Below are 18172 nucleotides of genomic sequence, written 5' to 3'. Positions count from 1 at the left end.
GGAGGCCGGTTCGGACCCGATGAGCCTGGAGCGGCTGCCAAAGGCCCGGGCCGAAGACGCCGCGGAGGTGCCGACGCTCGACGAGCTGCGGCGGGGCGGGCGGTTCGAGGTGACTTCGCGCTCGGTTCCGGGGCCGTCCGGTAGTTCAGAGGCCGAGCTGCTGATCTGCACGCCTGCCGCCGTTGCGGGCCCGGCCGCGTCGCGCCCGGCCATCTACTTCGTGCACGGCGGCGGCTACTTCAGCGGCGATCCGCGCCACCTGTTCTTCCTCGAACCGCTGCTGGAGGAGGCCGAACGGGTCGGGGCGTCGCTGATCTCGGCAGGGTACCGGCTCGCGCCGGAGCATCCGTACCCCGCGCCGCTCGACGATGTCTACGCCGGGCTGCTGTGGACCGCTGAGCACGCGGCCGAACTCGGCTTGGACGCGGACCGGATCATTGTCGCGGGGACGAGCGCCGGCGGTGGCCTGGCTGCGGCGCTGAGCCTGTCGGTGCGCGACAAGGGCGGTCCGCGGCTGGCCGGGCAGTTGCTGATGTGCCCGATGCTCGACGACCGCAACGACAGTGCGTCGGCCCATCAGATGGACGGTGTCGATGTCTGGGACCGCGGCTGGAACGGCTTCGGGTGGCAGGCCCTGCTCGGTTCCGAGTGTGGGGGCCCGGACGTGTCGCCCTACGCCGCGCCGGCCCGCGCCACGGATCTGTCCGGACTGCCGCCCGCCTTCATCGACGTCGGCTCCGCGGAGACGCTGCGCGACGAGGCCGTCGCCTACGCCGACCGGATCTGGCGGGCCGGCGGCTCCGCCGAGTTGCACGTGTGGTCCGGCGGCTATCACACGTTCGACCTGGTGGTGCCGGACGCGGTGATCAGCCGGGCGGCGTGGCAGGCCCGTCGTTCCTGGCTGGAGCGAGTGCTGGCGGCGGACCGACGCAGTGGCTGAGCCCTGTGGGGCCTGGAGGAGCGAGGAGTAACGCTCCCGCCAGGCGCCCGACTCGAAGCTCTAGAAGAACCCCAGTTTCTTGGGGCTGTAAGAACAAAGAATGTTCTTGGTCTGCTGGTAGTGCTCCAGCATCATCTTGTGGTTCTCCCGGCCGATGCCCGACTGCTTGTAACCGCCGAAGGCGGCGTGCGCCGGGTATGCGTGGTAGCAGTTCGTCCACACGCGTCCCGCCTGGATCGCGCGGCCCGCGCGGTAGGCGGTGTTCATGTCGCGGGTCCACACGCCGGCGCCGAGGCCGTACAGGGTGTCGTTGGCGGTCTTGACGGCGTCGTCGAAGTCGTCGAAGGACGTCACCGACACCACCGGGCCGAAGATCTCCTCCTGGAAGATCCGCATGCGGTTGTGGCCCTCGAAGATCGTCGGCTGGACGTAGTACCCGCCCTTCAACTCGCCGTCGTGCTCGATCCGCTCACCACCGGTGAGTACCTTCGCACCCTCCTGGCGGCCGATGTCCAGGTAGGAGAGGATCTTCTCCAGTTGGTCGTTGGAGGCCTGGGCGCCGATCATCGTGTCGGTGTCCAGGGGGTGGCCGGGCTTGATCAACTCGGTGCGGGCGACGGCCGCCTCCATGAACTCGGCGTAGGCGCCCCGCTGGACCAGCGCCCGGGACGGGCAGGTGCAGACCTCCCCCTGATTGAGCGCGAACATGGTGAAGCCCTCGAGCGCCTTGTCGCGGAAGTCGTCGTCGTGCGCCCAGACGTCCTCGAAGAAGATGTTCGGCGACTTGCCGCCCAGCTCCAGCGTGACCGGTTTGATGTTCTCCGAGGCGTACTGCATGATCAGCCGCCCGGTGGTGGTCTCGCCGGTGAACGCCACCTTCGCCACCCGGGGGCTCGACGCGAGCGGTTTGCCCGCCTCCACACCGAAGCCGTTGACGACGTTCAGGACCCCGGGCGGCAGCAGGTCCGCCACCAGGCTCAGCCAGTAGTGAATCGAGGCCGGGGTCTGCTCCGCGGGCTTCAGGACCACGGCGTTGCCGGCGGCGAGGGCGGGTGCGAGCTTCCAGGTCGCCATCAGGATCGGGAAGTTCCACGGGATGATCTGCGCGACGACCCCCAGCGGCTCGTGGAAGTGGTATGCCACGGTGTCGTCGTCGATCTCGCCGAGTGAGCCCTCCTGGGCGCGCACCGCGCCCGCGAAGTAGCGGAAGTGGTCGATGGCGAGGGGGATGTCGGCCGCCAGAGTCTCGCGCACCGGCTTGCCGTTCTCCCAGCTCTCCGCGACGGCCAGGCGCTCCAGGTTCGCCTCCATGCGGTCGGCGATCCTCAGCAGGATGTCGGAACGCTCGGTCACCGAGGTACGGCCCCAGCCCGGAGCGGCCTCGTGCGCGGCGTCGAGCGCCCGCTCCACGTCGTCCGCCGTGCCGCGCGCGATCTCGGTGAACGGCAGGCCGTTCACCGGGGACGGGTTCTCGAAGTACTGCCCGCGCGCCGGTGGCACGTACTCGCCGCCGATGAAGTGGTCGTAGCGCGACTGATAGGAGACGATCGCGCCCTCGGTGCCGGGCGCCGCGTAACGGGTCATCCTGTCTGCCTCCCTCATCGAGCGCTGTCCGCCGTTGGACAGCTCTGCGCGCGAGGCTAGGAGGCGGGACGTTGCAGACACGTTGCGCGCGTCGCGGGCGGCGCCCGGTCTCCCGGCTCGCCGCTCGGCGGAGGGTGCTCACCACGCGTCGGGCGCGGCCAGCTCGGACTCCAGCGCCGCGAGCCGGGAGCACGTCGCCGCCGTGGGCCGCACCGCCGCCAGCGCACGCCACACGTCGAGATCGTCCTCCCCCCAGGGTGCGTGAGCCCAGTCGGCCAGCAGGTCGGGGTCACCGCAGGCGATCAGCGCCGCGCGCAGACCGTCGGCGAGCCGGCGCCTGAGCCGTCCGACCGCCGGAGCCTGGGAACCGGGCAGCAGCGGACCCGCGTACGCCGACGCGGCCGCCGTGATCGCACCGGCCCGCAGCCGGCGTTCGACGACGGAGGCGTCGGACTCGACGGGCATCGTGAGCCGGTACGGCCGGGAAGCCAGTCGGCCGGGTCCCAGGATGCCGCGCAGCCGGGCCAGCTCGGCCCTCAGCGTCACCGGCGGTACCGTCTCGTCCTCGTACAGAGCGCACAGCAACTCGTCGCCCGTCAGACCCTCCGGATGGTGGGCCAGCAGCACGACGATCTCGCTGTGCCGCCGGCTCAGCCGGATCCTGCGACCGTCCGCGCTCAGCAGGGCCTCGTCGCGGCCCAGCGCGGTCAGCTCGGCCGCCTCCGGCGCGGACCGCTCCGGAGCGAGCAGCGCCAGCTGGGACTCCGCGGCACGCGCCACCGCCTGTACGAAACCCAGACTGTGCGGATGCGCCAGACCGTCCCCGCCGGTGATGTCCACGGCGCCGAGCACCCGACCGGTGCGGGGATCGTGCACCGGAGCGGCTGCGCAGGTCCAGGGCTGTACCCGGCGTATGAAGTGCTCGGCCGCGAACACCTGCACCGGACGGCCGACGGCCACCGCCGTCCCCGGCGCGTTCGTCCCGACGGCCGACTCCGACCAGCGGGCCCCCGGCACGAAGTTCATCCGTCCCGCCCGGCGCCGGGTGGCAGGATGCCCCTCGACCCACAGCAGTCTGCCGTGCGCGTCGCACACCGCGAGCAGGTGCTCGCCGTCGGCGGCGAACGTGCCCAGCAACTCCCGGACCAGCGGCATCACCCGCGACAGCGGGTGTTCGGCCCGGTAGGCGCCGAGGTCGCCGTCCATCAGCTCCACGCTTGCCGTACCGTCCGGGCCGATCCCCGCCCGGACCGACCGCCGCCACGAATCCGCGACCACGGCCCGCACGGGCCGCGGCACCGTTCCCGCTTCGGTGAAGGTCTCGTGGGCCCGGCGCAGTGCCCGCGCGCGCTCGACGGGGTCGGCCCCCGGTTCCAGAGCCAGCCATGCGTCAGTCAACTCGGCCTCCCCGGACGGTGTTGCGGTGTGGGACATCGTGACTCCGCGGATACGCGCGGACAACCACTTCGACCAGCCGGACACCCGAATGTGGCGTTCCGAGTGGACCGGCGAGGAGGCCGGGCGACGCCGGACGAGGGCCGGACGAGGGGTCAGGCGAAGTTGACCAGTCTGATGTAGCGGGTCCAGTCCCAGAACGGCCCCGGGTCCGTGTGGTCGCTGCCTGGAACCTCGTGGTGCGCGATGATGTGCGTGCGGTCCTTGGGGATGCCGTAGGCGGTGCAGATCGCCGCGGTGAGCCGGGCCGACTGCTCGTACATGGCGTTGGTGAAGTACTCGGGCCGGTCGACCCATCCCTCGTGTTCGATCCCGATGCTGCGGGTGTTGTAGTCCCAGTTGCCCGCGTGCCATGCGATGTCCGTCTCGCGGACACACTGCGCCACGTGCCCGTCGGAGGACCGGACGACGTAGTGTGCGGACACCTGCTTCTCGGGATCGCGGAAGATGGACAGCGTGTCCGCGTACGTCTCCTGCGTGACATGGACGACCACGAAGTCGACGGGGTAGGCCGTGGGTCGGCTCGACCGGCTGTAGTTCGACGAGCTCGCCGGCAGCCACTCGGCGGAGGGGTAGTCGTCGACGGCGCGGACCTGCGCGGCGGCCCGAGTACCGGAGAGCAGGGTGTAGGGGACGGTGGCCAGCGCGGCGCCCTTCAGGAGCCGCCGCCTGGTCGGAGCGGGTGCTGTCCTCTCCCTTTCCATGGGATTGCCCTTTCGTCGGTGGGCCCTGGGCCCGGTGGGGGTGAGTGCTCAGCCGTTCGGAATGACGGAGCGACATGACGTAGCGACATGTCAGAGCGCACGACAGAGCGAAAACGACTGCGGAGCGGAATGCCGACGCGGACGTCCGACCGCCCCATGGGCGAGGTGCGTCCGCGTGAATCACCGTACGGGGAGCGGGGGTTGCGCAGTAGAGCGCCGCGCCGTTCCGTGGACAGCCACCGCCTTGTGGACACCGTGCTCACTCGATCGAGTGAACGCAAGCGATGGTTCGGATTGTCGGCGACCCCCGACGGGCGAGGGTCAGGCCCGCTCCGCCACCGCGCCCGGGTCGTCCAGGACCGCCCGGACCACGGAGTGCGCGGCGCCCAGCAGCGGCCCCTGCGGACCCAGCTCGGACACCGCGACCGGGCAGGCGGGGCCCGCCGTGCGCCGGGCCAGTTCGTCCCGCAGCGACGGCAGCAGCCAGGGCGCGAGGCCGGCGAGGGCGCCGCCCAGCACCACGCTCTCGGGGTCCAGCAGGTTCACCGCACCGGTCAGGGCGATGCCGAGCGCCGTGCCCGCCTCGCGCAGGGCACGCCGTACGTCCTCGTCACCCTCCGCGGCCCGGCCGGCGAGCAGGCCGACACGGTCTTCCCCCGGCTCCACGCCCGCCGCGCGCAGGACCGCCTTCTCGCCGGCGTACTGTTCCAGGCACCCGCGCCCACCGCAGGCGCACCCGGGCCCGTCGGGATGGACCGGCACATGCCCCAGTTCACCGGCGAACCCGCGGGTACCGCGCAGCAGCCGACCGTCGAACACCACGGCCGCGCCGATGCCGATCTCGGCCGAGACGTGCAGGAAGTCCCGGGGAGTGCCGTCGCCGAGCCAGAGTTCGGCGAGCGCGCCGAAATTGGCCTCGTTGTCCACGGTCGGCGGCAGATCCGCCGGCAGCAGGGCGCCGAGGTCCGCGTCGTGCCAGTCCAGGTTCGGTGCGCGGACGACGGTCCGGCCGTCCCGTGCCACCAGGCCGGGCACGGCCACCGCGAGGCCGGCCGGCCACAGTCCCTCGGTCTCCGCCTGAGAGACCACCTGCCGCACCAGGCCGGTGAGCTGCTCCAGTACCGGCTCCGGCGAACGGCCCCGGTTGCTGCCGTACCGCACCGCACGCGCGCGTACGCGGCCGCGGAGGTCCACGGCACAGACCGCCAGATGGTCGACGCCGACCTCGGCGCCGATGCCGGCCGGGCCCTGCCCGCTGACGGCGAGTGCGGAGCCGGGACGGCCCACGCGGCCGGCGCGTTCGGGACCCAGTTCCTCCAGCAGGCCCGAGCGGATGAGTTCGTCCACGAGGGTCGACACCGCGGCCCGCGTCAGCCCGATCCGCGAGGCCACGGCGGCCCGGGACAGCGGGCCCTCGGCGCTGACGGTGTGCATCACCCGCGCCAGGTTGCGGCGGCGCATCCCCTGCTGGGTGTCCGGCAGCGCGCGCCCGGGGCGGGCCGGCTGGGCTTCGTGCGGCGGTGCGGTCATGCCTCCGTCAGTCCTTGGTCTGTCGTCGCTCGGTCCGGTCCCGGCCGGGCACCACGGGGCGCGGTCGGGACACGTGCGGGGCGTCCGACGCCGGGGGCGACCGGGGGGTGCCTGAGATGCCCCTCGTCACGTCCCGGTCGGCCGGGCGACCCGTCCGCGGCGGCTCCGCAGGGAGCGGAGGGCGGACTGTCCGCCGGTGGCCCGCCCGTGCGGGGCGCGCCCTCAGCGGGAGGCCGCGTCCCGTTCCAGCAGCGGTGCCGCGTCGGAGAGTACCCCGGTGATCCGGTTCAGCGTCGCCTCGTCCCGTTCCACGGCGTCGAGCACCGGCCCGGCGGCCGTGTTCCAGCGTCGGGCGACCGCTGCCGCGTCCTCGCCGGTCAGCAGACCGGCCGCCTGCGCCGCGGCACCGAGCGCGACCAGCTCCCGGGCGTCCGGGATCTGGACCGGACGCCCGGACAGCCGCCGTACCGTCTGCTGCCAGGCCGTCCCCCGGGCGCCGCCGCCGATCAGCAGCAGGGGCGCGGACGGGTCCGCGTCGGCGTCGAGGACGAGGTCGAGCGCGCCGAGCAGCGAGTGGACGGCGCCGTCGTACGCGGCCTGGAGCAGCTGTCCGGCGGTCGTGTCATGGCGCAGCCCGTGCAGGAGGCCGGAGGAGTGCGGGAGGTTCGGTGTGCGCTCGCCGTCGAGGAAGGGCAGCAGGGTGACGTCGGTGCCCGGCTCGACGGCTTCCCGGTCCAGGCCCAGCAGGGACGCGACGCGGTCCACGGCGAGCGTGCAGTTGAGGGTGCAGGCCAGCGGCAGCCAGTCGCCGCGCGCGTCGGCGAAGCCCGCCACGGTGCCGGTCGGGTCGGCGGGCCGGCGCCGCGACACGGCGTACGCCGTGCCCGAGGTGCCGAGGCTCATCACCGGGACGCCGGGGCGCAGTCCGAGACCCAGCGCTGCGGCCGCGTTGTCGCCGGTGCCGGCGGCGACCAGGGTGCCCTTGGAGAACGGCAGGCCGTGGTCGGCGCGTACGGTGCCGGCCACCTCGCCGGGCCGGACCACCCGGGGCAGCAACGCCGGATCGAGCCCCACGCGCGCGAGGATCTCCTCGTCGTAGGCCTCCGTGCCCGACGCCCACCAGCCGGTGCCGGACACGTCGCCGCGGTCGGTGGTCCCCTCGCCGGTGAGGCGCTCGGTGAGGTAGTCGTGGGGGAGCCGAACGGCCTTCACCGCGCGGGCCGCCTCCGGCTCGTGCTCGGCCAGCCAGGCCCACTTGGTGACCGTGAAGGAGGCGCTGGGCACGCTCCCGGTGCGCTCCGCCCAGGCCTTGGCACCGCCCAGTTCGTCGATCAGCCGGCGGGCCTGCGGAGCTGAGCGCACGTCGTTCCAGAGCAGGGCGGGGCGCACCGGCTCGTCCCGGGCGTCCAGGGTGACCAGACCGTGCTGCTGCCCGCCGATGGACACCGCGGCGGCCTCGCGGGCGGCCTCGCCGCACTGGCTCAGGGCCTCGCCCAGCGCGTCCCACCACTGGCGGGGATCGCTCTCGCGGCCGGTCCCGGAGGACACGGTGTGGGGTGCCTGGCCGCTCGCGACGACCCGGCCGGTGGCCGCGTCGACGACCAGCGCCTTGGTGGACTGGGTGGACGTGTCCACGCCGACGACGAGCGGACCCTCGGCTGCTGACATCGGGCTTCTCCCTCTTCCGCGGGTCCCGCGACCCGGCCTTCACTCCTTCGGGGACACCTTGTCCCTTCCCAGGACCGTGTGTGCATACTAATTTGTAAAGCGCCATGACGAAATAGTCGGCAGCGATTGATCGGCAGCGAGTGAGGAGCCGCGGAATGAACTACCAGCCCACTCCCGAGGACAGGTTCACGTTCGGTTTGTGGACGGTCGGCTGGCAGGGCCGTGACCCGTTCGGTGACGCCACCAGGCAGGCCCTGGACCCCGCAGAGTCGGTAAGGCGTCTGTCCGAGCTGGGTGCGTACGGCGTCACGTTCCACGACGACGACCTGATCCCCTTCGGGTCGAACGACACGGAGCGGGAGTCGCACATCAAGCGGTTCCGGCAGGCGCTGGACGCGACCGGCATGAAGGTGCCGATGGCGACGACGAACCTGTTCACGCACCCGGTGTTCAAGGACGGCGCCTTCACGGCGAACGACCGGGACGTGCGGCGGTACGCGCTGCGCAAGACGATCCGCAACATCGACCTCGCGGTCGAGCTGGGCGCGAGCGTCTACGTGGCCTGGGGCGGCCGGGAGGGCGCGGAGTCCGGCGCGGCCAAGGACGTGCGGGACGCGCTCGACCGGATGAAGGAGGCCTTCGACCTGCTGGGCGAGTACGTCACCGAGCAGGGTTACGACCTGAAGTTCGCGATCGAGCCGAAGCCGAACGAGCCGCGCGGTGACATCCTGCTCCCGACGGTCGGCCACGCCCTCGCCTTCATCGAGCGCCTCGAGCGGCCGGAGCTGTACGGCGTGAACCCGGAGGTCGGCCACGAGCAGATGGCCGGCCTGAACTTCCCCCACGGCATCGCCCAGGCGCTGTGGGCGGGCAAGCTCTTCCACATCGACCTCAACGGCCAGTCGGGCATCAAGTACGACCAGGACCTGCGGTTCGGTGCGGGCGACCTGCGGGCCGCGTTCTGGCTCGTCGACCTGCTGGAGCGGGCCGGGTACGCGGGTCCGCGGCACTTCGACTTCAAGCCGCCGCGGACCGAGGACTTCGACGGCGTGTGGGCGTCGGCGGCCGGCTGCATGCGCAACTACCTGATCCTCAAGGACCGGGCGGCGGCATTCCGCGCCGACCCGCAGGTGCAGGAGGCGCTGGCCGCGGCCCGGCTGGACGAGCTGGCCCGCCCGACCGCCGAGGACGGCCTCGCCGCCCTGCTGGCCGACCGGAGCGCCTACGACACCTTCGACGTGGACGCGGCCGCCGCGCGAGGCATGGCCTTCGAGCACCTCGACCAGCTCGCCATGGACCACCTCCTCGGCGCACGCTGACCGGTCCGGCACCCGTGAGAATGCTCCGGCCCCGTCCTTCGCGGACGGGGCCGGAGCTCGTGCGGGGTGTCACCCGGCAGGGCGGGACGGGGCCGTCGGGGCTCGCAGTCCGTCGAGGACGTCAGGGCTCGCAGTCCGTCGCGAGGGCCGCTGAGGCCAGCGCCGTCGCCGGGTCCCGGCTCGGTCCGCCCACGGGGACCCATCGGCCGTGCTCCCTGCGGTACGGCCACCAACGCCCCTGGCGGTCCAGGCGGAGCTGGTGAGGCGCGCCGACGACGGTCCACCGGTTGGCCCGCGCCAGCAGCGAGGGCCGTTCGTCCTCCTCCCAGGCCGACTCCAGGGCGACACGCGCGCGTGCCAGCGTGTCGCCCGCCACCGCCCATTCCTCCTCGAGCACGGACAGGGCGGCTCCGCCTCCGAGCCGCCATGCGCGTACGGCCGCGGCCAGTGCCTCCCGCGTGCGCCCCGAACCGTCACCGAGGCGGTCCAGTACGTCCGGTCCCGGATCCCCCGCGGCCAAGCGCACCGCATCCTGTGCCGGGGTCGGCTCCGGGGCCACTGCGTGCCCGCCGTGCCCGTCGCCCAGGGCCTCGGCAAGCAGGCGGTGGGCCTCCGCCGCCGTCCGCGAGGCCAGAAAGGACAGGCCGGAAGGGTCGACGCCCGGCGGCGGTGCCGCCTCGGTGTCCAGGGACGGCGGCACGCCCGGGCCCTCCCCGGGGCCGGGCGGCGCGGGCAACGGGGGCAGCACCTGGCCCGCCGCGTACGCCTCCGCGGCGTCCACACCCTCCGGCCGGGACGTGACGTCCTCGGCGGGCGCGGAGCCGTGGGCCTGGAGGGCGTCGAGTACGGCACCCTCAGCGCGTCCCCGCATCAACAGCAGGACGAAGGGGTCCTGGTCCAGCAGCCTCGCGACCTGGTAGCAGAGCGCGGCGGTGTGCCCGCAGTGGTCCCAGGCGCCGCAGTCGCACTCCGGTTCCAAGTCGCCCATGCCCGGCAGCAGGTCGATGCCGGCGGCCGCCGCGTCCTCCACGAGGTGCGGTGGCATGTCGCGGTCCAGCAGTGCTGCGACATGCCCCGACCGCTCGATCGCCATGTCGACAAAGCGGTCCCACTGTGCGTCGGAGAGCTGCTCCAGCAGGACGTCGGCCCGGTGCGCCGTACGGTCCCGGTCCTGGACGACCGCGGTGATGCGCCCCGGCCGCACCGACACCGCCCCGACCGCTCCCGCGCGCGCCAGCCGGCGCCCCGTCTTCACCTGCGCCGCGTCCATCGCCGCGTCCTCAAGCGCCTTCAGCCAGGCGCGGCCCCACCAGGTGTGCGCGAAGCCCCGTCCCTGTGCGGGCGGCAGCGCGACGAAGGTCCGCTCCGCCTGGTCGTCGTACCGGGTCATCGCGTACCCCCTCGCAGCTCGACCAGGTCGGCCAGTTCCGCGTCCGTCAGTTCCGTGAGTGCCGCCTCGCCCGAGCCCAGAACGGCGTCGGCGAGTTCCCTCTTGCGGTTCAGGAGGGCGGCGATGCGGTCTTCGATGGTCCCCTCGGCGATCAGCCGGTGCACCTGCACGGGACGGGTCTGGCCGATCCGGTAGGCACGGTCGGTGGCCTGTGCCTCGACGGCCGGGTTCCACCAGCGGTCGTAGTGAACGACGTGCTCCGCGCGCGTGAGGTTGAGTCCGGTGCCGGCGGCCTTGAGGGACAGCAGGAAGACCGGGGCATCGCCGTCCTGGAAGCGTCGCACCAGCGACTCCCGTGCGGTGACGGACGTGCCGCCGTGCAGGAACAGCGACGACACGCCGCGCGCGGTCAGGTGCTGCTCCAGGAGCCGCGCCATCTGCACGTACTGCGTGAAGACCAGCACGCTCGCCTGCTCGCTGAGGATCGTGTCGAGCAACTCGTCCAGCAGTTCCAGCTTGCCCGAGCGGCCGGTGATCCTCGGCCGGTCCTCTTTGAGGAACTGCGCCGGGTGGTTGCAGATCTGCTTGAGGCTCGTCAGCAGCTTCACGATCATGCCGCGCCGCGCCATGTGGTCGGCCCCGGCGATTTCCGCGAGCGCCTCGCGCACCACCGCCTCGTACAGGCCCGTCTGCTCCGTGGTCAGCGACACGGGATGGTCCGTCTCGGTCTTCGGCGGCAGTTCCGGTGCGATGCCGGGATCCGATTTGCGGCGTCGCAGCAGGAAGGGCCGTACGAGCCGGGCGAGTCGCTCCGCCGCCGCCGGGTCCTGTCCGCCCTCGACGGCCTGGGCGTAGTGCCGCCGGAAGCTGCCGAGCCGGCCCAGCAGCCCGGGGGTGGTCCAGTCGAGAACGGCCCACAGCTCCGAGAGGTTGTTCTCCACCGGGGTGCCGGTGAGCGCCACGCGCGCGCGTGCGCCGATGGTGCGCAGTTGTCGCGCGGTCTCGGAGTACGGGTTCTTCACGTGCTGCGCCTCGTCCGCCACGACCATGCCCCACGACACGGTGGAGAGCCGTTCGGTGTCCAGGCGCATGGTGCCGTAGGTGGTCAGCACGAACTCGCCGTCCGCGAGGCCGTCGAGGTCGCGGCGAGGCCCGTGGAAGCGGCGTACGGGTGTGCCGGGCGCGAACCGTTCGATCTCCCGCTGCCAGTTGCCCATCAGGGAGGTCGGGCAGACCACCAGCGTGGGACCGGCGGCCTCCGCGTCCGACTGCCGGTGCAGATGCAGGGCGATCAGTGTGATGGTCTTCCCGAGCCCCATGTCGTCGGCGAGGCAGCAGCCGAGGCCCAACGACGTCATGCGGACCAGCCAGCTGAGGCCACGTCGCTGGTAGTCGCGCAGCGTGGCGTCGAGGGCGGCGGGCTGCGCCACGGGCTCCTGCGCCTCGGGGTCGGCGAGGCGCTCCCGCAGGGACGCCAGCCATCCCGTGGGCCGCACCTCCACGCGGTGTCCGTCGACCTCCGCCGAGCCGGTCAGGGCCGCGGCCAGGGCGTCGACCGGCGTGACCTTGTGGTCCTGGCGGGCGCGGGCGCGGTGGGCCTCCTCCGGATCGACGAGCACCCACTGGTCGCGCAGGCGCACGAGGGGGCGATTCGCCTCGGCGAGCAGGTCCAGCTCCTCGCGCGTGAGGGCCTTGCCGCCCAGGGCGAACGTCCAGTTGAAGGAGAGCAGCGCGTCCGCGGACAGGAACGACGGGCCGGCCTCGGGCCCGGCCGCACGCGATGCCGGGCCGCCGTCGGGCGGTCCTACTTCGGCGCGCTCGGTCAGGTCGCGGGCCGGCTCCCTGGGCCAGTGCACGTCGACTCCGGCGGCCGCAAGCGCCCGGGAGCCGGTTCCGAGCAGCTCGGTGATCTCTTCGTCGGTGAGCTCGACGGCGTCCGGTACGGTCGCCGACAGCAGGGGCGTGAGCGAGGGCCAGGCCCGTGCCGCCCGGCGCAGGGCGAGCAGGGCGTCCATCCGCGCGCGCGTGCCGAACGCCTCTCCCACGGTGCCGCCCCACACCTGAGCGGTGTCGGCGACGAGCCCGGGCTCGCTGACGCTGTGCACCTGTGGCACCGCCCGGAACGTCGGCCGGGCGTCCTCGGGAGCCGCGTCCGACAGTCCCCGCACCTCGATACGCAGCGACAGCCGTACGCCCGTGTCGTGTCCCGCGGCGACGTCCAGGGTCCATTCGCGCAGCTCGGGCGAAGGCCGGGGGGCCCGCGAGGCGTAGGCGGGCCCGGGCGTCAGGAGTTCGGCGGCGGGGGAGCGGGGCAGCGTGTCCGCGACGGCGTCCAGGAAGGACCGCACCAGCGGTTCCGGGTCGGGCAGCCGCAGGGGACCGGCGCCGTCCAGCGGGACCGCGTGCGCCTCGGGCGGCATGGCGGCCGCGAGATGGCGGACCCGCTCGGTCCCCTCGGCGTCCAGTGGACCCGCGCGCCAGGCGTCGTGTTCGGCCGCGGACAGGCCGGGCAGCAACAGCCCGCGCGCCACGAGGTGCAGGGCCTCGACGGCGACCGCTCCCCAGAACACCGACGCCCGGTGGCCGTCCGCGCGGGCACGCGCGCGTGTGAGCACGGGCAGGGCGGCCCGTACCGGGAGCAGCACGGCCGGCACGCTCACCGCCTCCACACCGTTGCCGTCGGGCAGTGCGACCGTCAGGCTTCCCGGGGCCCCCGTCGGTACGGTGCCGGGCGCTTCGCCGTCGGGGCGCCAGAACGCGACCGCGCCGGTGCGTGCCGGGTCGCCGGGCAGGAAGACGGCGCAGCAGTCGGCGAGTGCGGAGATCTCGGAGGGGGCGGGAGCAGTGTTCTGCGCAGCGATGACGTATTCCTCAAATTTGACTAGCCAGGGCGCGGCGGCCGAGTGTACACGGAGGTAGAGGCCGTGGGCTGCGGCTTGGGCGTGGCATGGGTCACTATTCAGTGGGGGAGGTGTTCTGCCGACGCCTTCCCGGACTCAGTCGCCGACGAGCTCTCAGGGGCGCGTAGGGGTCGGTCCTCAGGGAGTTCTCAGGGTCGCGCTGCGGAACCGCCGCGAGCGCGGGTCCGTTTTCAGGACAGAGAGCGGCAGTGGCCGCGAAGGAGGCGACATCATGTCGAAGAACGCCAAGGTCGCAGCAGGTGGCGTGGCGGCCGGGCTCATCCTGCTGATCTGGCTGCCCTGGTGGGCGGCCCTGCTGATAGTTCTGGGAGTCCCGGCCGCCGCCTACCTCACGCTCGACCCCTCACAGCGGCGCAGGCTGCGCCGTGTCTCACGCAAGGAGATCGGCCGTTGAGGCGCTGACGTCCCCGACGAACGGCTCCCGGCGGTGGGACGCCTTCCGCGTCCCTGCTCAGCTGGGCCGTACGGCCATCTTGTCGAGCGCCTCCAGGAGTCCGGGCAGCGACGGCCCCCGCCCCACCGGCAGGACCTCACCGGGCTCGTCGTCGAGCAGGATGAACGCGATGTCGTCGGTCCTGGCGACGAGCGACCAGCCGGGGCCGTCCGCACGCAGCGTCCGCGCGTCCCCCGGTGCGAACGACGACCGGACCCGGCCGAGCGGCGGTGGCGTGTCGACATAGGCGCGGGCCTCCGCCAGGACCCGCCGGACACCGCCGTGTCCGGAGACCTCCGCGCCGGGCCGTCCGTCCGTGGCCACGATCCGGTCCGCGGCGTCGGCCGGTGCTCCCGCACCGGTGCCTGCGTCGCGGCCCGCGCCGCCCTCTCCGTCCCCGGGGGCACCCTCCACCGAACCGGCGTCGCCGCCCGGCGTCGAGAACTCCGCGTCGTCGATCTGCTCCCGCCACTGTGCCCACTGGAGGGCGATCTCGTCGGCCCCCAGGCGGCGCTGCGGCGGTCCCCAGACGGTGGTGTCCGGCGGGCACAGCGCGGGCTGGTCGGTGGCCTCGGGCCCCGGGTCGTGCGGCACGGGCACCCCGGGTGCCGCCACGGCGACCGCGAGGGGCCAGCCGGGCAGTGCCGTGACGACCGTCCGCTCGTCCGGCGACAGGTCGTACTCCATGCCGCAGTCCCAGGACGCCACGGCGACGGCCACCAGCGAGACGTCATCGACGACGACCGTCCACCGGGCGCCGTCACCGTCCTGGCCCAGCACCAGGCCGTAGCCGTCGGCCAGCGGTGGGAGACCGAGCGCGGCGCACGCCTCCGGATAGTCGTCGCCCAGCACACTCGGAAACTTCGCCGGCGTCAGCAGTACCGCCGTGAGCACATAGAGCGCATCGTCCGCGGCGGCGACGGCGTCCTCGTCCGTCCCGGCCATCCCAGCCTCCCCATCGGTTCGTCCAATGGCGGGCACCCTAGTGCGCCCGGGAAGCCCTTGTCACGACTCTCAGACGCACCCGAGCTGCAGCTTTCCGGTTGGACGGGGGCGAAACGACCACCCGGCGCCGGGGGCGGGATCAGGTCGCGGGCAGCCCCAGGAGCGCACGGGCCACGTCCCCCGGGGGCTCGTCCCGTTCCCGCGCGAGGGCGATCACGGCCCGGCACGCCAGTTCGTTGACCCCGAACGACAGGGCCTCCGGCGACACGCGGCCCGCCGCCTCTTCGATCCGGTCCTGGTCGTCGTCCACACACGCCGAGACGTACGCGGCCGCGGCCTCGAACAGGTTGTGCGAGCGGGGCCCGCCGCCCGCGGTCCCCTGCTTGCTCCGCTCCGTGCGCCGAGCGGTGCGGGATCTGTCCCAAGCCTCGCGGATCCTGCCGAACAAGCGGACCACCCTCCTCATTCGATCATCCTGGCTGACCGTACATCTCCTGCTACTCAACGTAGAGTTGAAGTCCCGACGGCAGAAGGGGGCGGCCATGGCAGGGCGCTTCGAGCGATTGGCACGGATCCGGCGCTTGGATCCCCACGAGGACGCCTCGGAGATCTATCGGCTGTGCTCGGCCTACGAGTTCCCCTGGGACTTCGCCCGCGCCCTGGAGTTGGCGCTCTACCGCACCTACGCCGTGCCGAGCATCGGCCGGCTGCTCGCCGAGACCGCGGAGTTCACCGACCGGCCCCAGAAGCGCTACGACGACACGGCACTGCTGCTCGACGCCGTGGTCGAGCACGGCTTCGACAGCCGGCAGGGCCGCACGGCCATCCGGCGCATCAACCAGATGCACCGCAGCTACGACATCACCAACGACGACATGCGGTACGTCCTGTGCACGTTCGTGGTGATCCCCAAACGCTGGATCGACGCCTACGGATGGCGCAGGATGTCGCGCCACGAGACCGTCGCCTCCGCCGTGCACTACCGCACGCTGGGGCGGCACATGGGCATCAAGGACGTTCCCGGGTCCTACGAGGAATTCGAGACCTGCCTCGACGCCTACGAACAGGCCCACTTCGCCTGGGACGAGGGCGCGCGCCGTGTCTCCGACGCCACGCTCGACCTCATGGCCTCCTGGTATCCGCGCCCTCTCGCACCGCTCCTGCGCGCCGGGACCCTCGCCCTGCTCGACGAACCCCTGCTGCGGGCCTTCGGCTACGCCCCGCCGAGCCCCGTCACCCGCGCGGTCGTGCGTCGCGCCGTCAGGCTGCGCGGGCGCGCGGTCCGCCTGCTGCCGCCGAGGAGCGCCCCGCACCATGCCCGTCAGAACCGGGAGATCAAGGGCTATCCGAACGGCTATCGGCTGGCCGATCTGGGCACCCGCCCGGCCCCCGGCCTCCGGGGCTGCCCGGTCCGACACATCGACACGTCGGCCGCCGAGTGAAGCGATCGTCTCCCACAGTCGGCGCCCAAGGCCGGTCACCGTCGTAGAAGAAGCTCGTCCCCGCCCACCGGCGCCCATGCGCGCGCGTGCCGGCGGACGTCGGCTCCCATGGGCGGCGACGATGCGGCTGGCGGATCCGCACGCCCTGCACCGTTCCACCGCAGGGCTCTGCCGCGGATCGGACCCGGTCGTGCGCGGGACGACCGTGCCGGGTGCCGGGCACAACGTCATGCTCGACCGCCCCGACGCGTTCGCGGCGGCGGCCGCCCGGCGGGGCCGACTCAGCCCGTGCGGGTCGCCAGGGCCAGGAACCGATCGTCCTCGTCGACGTACTCCGTCATCGCCCACCCGGAACCGGCCAGCAGCGGCCGTAGGTTGGCCTCAGCACGAAGATGGCCCGGCGTGAGCCGTCGCCCCTGCCGTGCCGCGAGCGCCGCCCGGCCGATCGGGTGGAACAGCGCCAGCACACCACCGGGGCGCACTACGCGGGCCAGTTCCCGCAGGTTTCCGGCCGGATCCGGAAGGTGCGCGACGAGACCCGCCGCGAAGACCGCGTCGAGCGTCCGGGAACGCAGGGGCAACGCGGCCACGTCGGTCAGCAGCAGACGTCCGTCACGGTCCCTCCCGGCCCGTACGGCGGCCTCGAGCATGGCAGGCGTCAGATCGGCCCCGACAACCAGCCCCGACGGCCCCACGGCCGCACGCAACGGGGGCAGGGCGCGACCGGTGCCGCATCCGGCATCGAGCACCCGATCGCCCTCGCGCAGCCCCAGCCCGGCGACCGCGGCGGTGTAGGCCGGGCCGTCGTCCGGGAACCGGCGGTCCCAGTCGGCGGCGCGGGAGCCGAAGAATTCCTGGACGTGCGTGTGGTCGTCGCTCATGCTTCGCATGATCCCCCAAGAGCCCGCGCAGCACGCGGAGCACAGAGAGAGCCGCAGCGCACATGTTCGAGCGTGACGCGATCGTTCCCTCTCCTCTCTGTGTCAGATAGCAACACCTTTCGAAATGCGCCCCCGTTGTGCGCCCCGATCGGGACTAGCGTCCCGGGGCCATGGGACACCTGGACCACGCCGCTCTCGGCTGGCTGACCCCCGCACTGTCGTACGCGATGGCCTGTACCGGCGCGGCCCTCGGGCTGCGCTGCACCGTGCGCGCCCTGGCCGCCACCGGGCGCACGCGCCGCAACTGGCTCCTGACCGCGGCCTCGGCGATCGGCACGGGCATCTGGACGATGCACTTCGTCGCCATGCTCGGCTTCCGGGTCAGCGGCACGGACATCCGGTACGACGTACCGCTCACCCTCGTGAGTCTGCTCGTCGCGGTGCTCGTCGTCTGCGCCGGCGTCTTCGCCGTCGGCTACGGCCGCAACCGGGCGCCGGCGCTCCTGCTCGGCGGCCTCACCACCGGAATCGGCGTCGCGAGCATGCACTATCTCGGCATGGCGGCCATGCGCCTGCACGGCGAGGTGAGCTACGACCCGCCACGCGTCGGACTCTCGGTGCTCATCGCCGTCGCTGCCGCCACAGCCGCCCTGTGGGCGGCGCTCAACACCCGGTCGCCCCTCGCCGCCGCCTCCGCCTCGTTGATCATGGGGGCGGCGGTGAGCAGCATGCACTACACCGGCATGTTCGCCGTGAGCGTGCGCGTCACGCCCTCCGGCGAGGCGCTGCCCGGGGCCACGGCGATGCAGTTCATCTTCCCCCTCGCCGTCGGCCTCGGGTCCTACCTCTTCTTGACGTCCGCCTTCGTCGCGCTGTCGCCGACGGCCCGCGAGCGCGAGGCGTCCGCCTCGGCCCGGCAGCAACCCGCCGGGAGCACCGCCCCGTAACGGCGACCGGGCG

General features: G+C 73.0%; 15 protein-coding genes and 1 pseudogene. 6 read left to right on the top strand and 10 right to left on the bottom strand.

The genetic code is table 11. The features are described from left to right. Positions 1-19: 19 nt before the first annotated feature. Positions 20-940 (top strand): alpha/beta hydrolase, encoded by a 921-nt coding sequence (locus tag ACFV9J_RS07155; protein ID WP_385351036.1) that lies wholly within the window; start codon positions 20-22, stop codon positions 938-940. Positions 941-1000: 60 nt separating this feature from the next. On the opposite strand, the gene ACFV9J_RS07150 is transcribed toward ACFV9J_RS07155, so the two are convergent. From ACFV9J_RS07150 to xylB, 5 genes are all read right to left on the bottom strand, one after another. Next, positions 1001-2524 carry an aldehyde dehydrogenase family protein gene (locus tag ACFV9J_RS07150; protein WP_385351033.1) on the bottom strand — a complete coding sequence of 508 codons (1524 nt, stop codon included), beginning with the start codon at positions 2522-2524 and terminating at the stop codon, positions 1001-1003. A 138-nt stretch (positions 2525-2662) separates the two neighbouring features. Further along, positions 2663-3922, bottom strand: a complete 1260-nt coding sequence (locus tag ACFV9J_RS07145) for a GAF domain-containing protein (protein WP_385351031.1) — start codon at positions 3920-3922, stop codon at positions 2663-2665. Between the two features lie 152 nt (positions 3923-4074). After that, positions 4075-4683 carry an N-acetylmuramoyl-L-alanine amidase gene (locus tag ACFV9J_RS07140; RefSeq protein ID WP_385351028.1) on the bottom strand — a complete coding sequence of 203 codons (609 nt, stop codon included), beginning with the start codon at positions 4681-4683 and terminating at the stop codon, positions 4075-4077. A 321-nt stretch (positions 4684-5004) separates the two neighbouring features. Beyond that, positions 5005-6213 carry an ROK family protein gene (locus tag ACFV9J_RS07135; RefSeq protein WP_385351026.1) on the bottom strand — a complete coding sequence of 403 codons (1209 nt, stop codon included), beginning with the start codon at positions 6211-6213 and terminating at the stop codon, positions 5005-5007. A 222-nt stretch (positions 6214-6435) separates the two neighbouring features. Then, positions 6436-7881, bottom strand: coding sequence for a xylulokinase (gene xylB, locus ACFV9J_RS07130; RefSeq protein WP_385351023.1), 1446 nt, complete (start codon positions 7879-7881; stop codon positions 6436-6438). A gap of 155 nt (positions 7882-8036) precedes the next feature. Between xylB and xylA the strand changes: the two genes are divergently transcribed. After that, positions 8037-9200, top strand: coding sequence for a xylose isomerase (gene xylA / locus ACFV9J_RS07125; protein ID WP_385351021.1), 1164 nt, complete (start codon positions 8037-8039; stop codon positions 9198-9200). A gap of 121 nt (positions 9201-9321) precedes the next feature. Here the strand turns inward: xylA and ACFV9J_RS07120 are convergent, their stop codons facing one another. Beyond that, positions 9322-10590: an SWF or SNF family helicase gene (locus ACFV9J_RS07120; RefSeq protein ID WP_385351018.1), complete on the bottom strand. Its 1269-nt coding sequence runs from the start codon at positions 10588-10590 to the stop codon at positions 9322-9324. Further along, a complete protein-coding gene (locus tag ACFV9J_RS07115; protein ID WP_385351339.1) occupies positions 10587-13451 on the bottom strand; it encodes a DEAD/DEAH box helicase in 2865 nt (954 codons plus the stop codon). Before ACFV9J_RS07115 ends, ACFV9J_RS07120 begins: the two co-directional genes overlap by 4 nt. Before the next feature lie 271 nt (positions 13452-13722). Between ACFV9J_RS07115 and ACFV9J_RS07110 the strand changes: the two genes are divergently transcribed. Further along, positions 13723-13905 (top strand): hypothetical protein, encoded by a 183-nt coding sequence (locus ACFV9J_RS07110; RefSeq protein WP_016325661.1) that lies wholly within the window; start codon positions 13723-13725, stop codon positions 13903-13905. 57 nt (positions 13906-13962) lie between these two features. Here ACFV9J_RS07110 and ACFV9J_RS07105 read toward each other — a convergent pair whose 3' ends face one another. Both ACFV9J_RS07105 and ACFV9J_RS07100 read right to left on the bottom strand, forming a co-directional pair. Next, positions 13963-14889 carry a hypothetical protein gene (locus tag ACFV9J_RS07105; protein ID WP_385351015.1) on the bottom strand — a complete coding sequence of 309 codons (927 nt, stop codon included), beginning with the start codon at positions 14887-14889 and terminating at the stop codon, positions 13963-13965. A 139-nt stretch (positions 14890-15028) separates the two neighbouring features. After that, a complete protein-coding gene (locus ACFV9J_RS07100) occupies positions 15029-15355 on the bottom strand; it encodes a hypothetical protein (RefSeq protein WP_385351012.1) in 327 nt (108 codons plus the stop codon). Between the two features lie 76 nt (positions 15356-15431). On the opposite strand from ACFV9J_RS07100, the gene ACFV9J_RS07095 reads away from it, so the two are divergent. Together ACFV9J_RS07095 and ACFV9J_RS07090 are read left to right on the top strand one after the other, a co-directional pair. Further along, positions 15432-16331 carry an oxygenase MpaB family protein gene (locus tag ACFV9J_RS07095; protein ID WP_385351009.1) on the top strand — a complete coding sequence of 300 codons (900 nt, stop codon included), beginning with the start codon at positions 15432-15434 and terminating at the stop codon, positions 16329-16331. A 109-nt stretch (positions 16332-16440) separates the two neighbouring features. Then, positions 16441-16605 (top strand): annotated as a pseudogene (locus ACFV9J_RS07090) (alpha/beta hydrolase); the annotation flags it as partial. 7 nt (positions 16606-16612) lie between these two features. On the opposite strand, the gene ACFV9J_RS07085 reads toward ACFV9J_RS07090, so the two are convergent. Further along, positions 16613-17212 (bottom strand): class I SAM-dependent methyltransferase, encoded by a 600-nt coding sequence (locus tag ACFV9J_RS07085; protein ID WP_385351007.1) that lies wholly within the window; start codon positions 17210-17212, stop codon positions 16613-16615. Between the two features lie 170 nt (positions 17213-17382). Here ACFV9J_RS07085 and ACFV9J_RS07080 point away from each other — a divergent pair, with 170 nt between their 5' ends. Further along, positions 17383-18159, top strand: a complete 777-nt coding sequence (locus ACFV9J_RS07080) for an MHYT domain-containing protein (RefSeq protein ID WP_385351004.1) — start codon at positions 17383-17385, stop codon at positions 18157-18159. Positions 18160-18172 lie beyond the last annotated feature (13 nt).

Origin of the sequence: Streptomyces sp. NPDC059906, assembly GCF_042730645.1 — a bacterium.
Taxonomy (GTDB): Bacteria; Actinomycetota; Actinomycetes; order Streptomycetales; family Streptomycetaceae; genus Streptomyces; species Streptomyces rubrogriseus.
The sequence above is the reverse complement of the archived record's forward strand: the minus strand, read 5'-3'. Positions and strand labels throughout refer to the sequence as shown.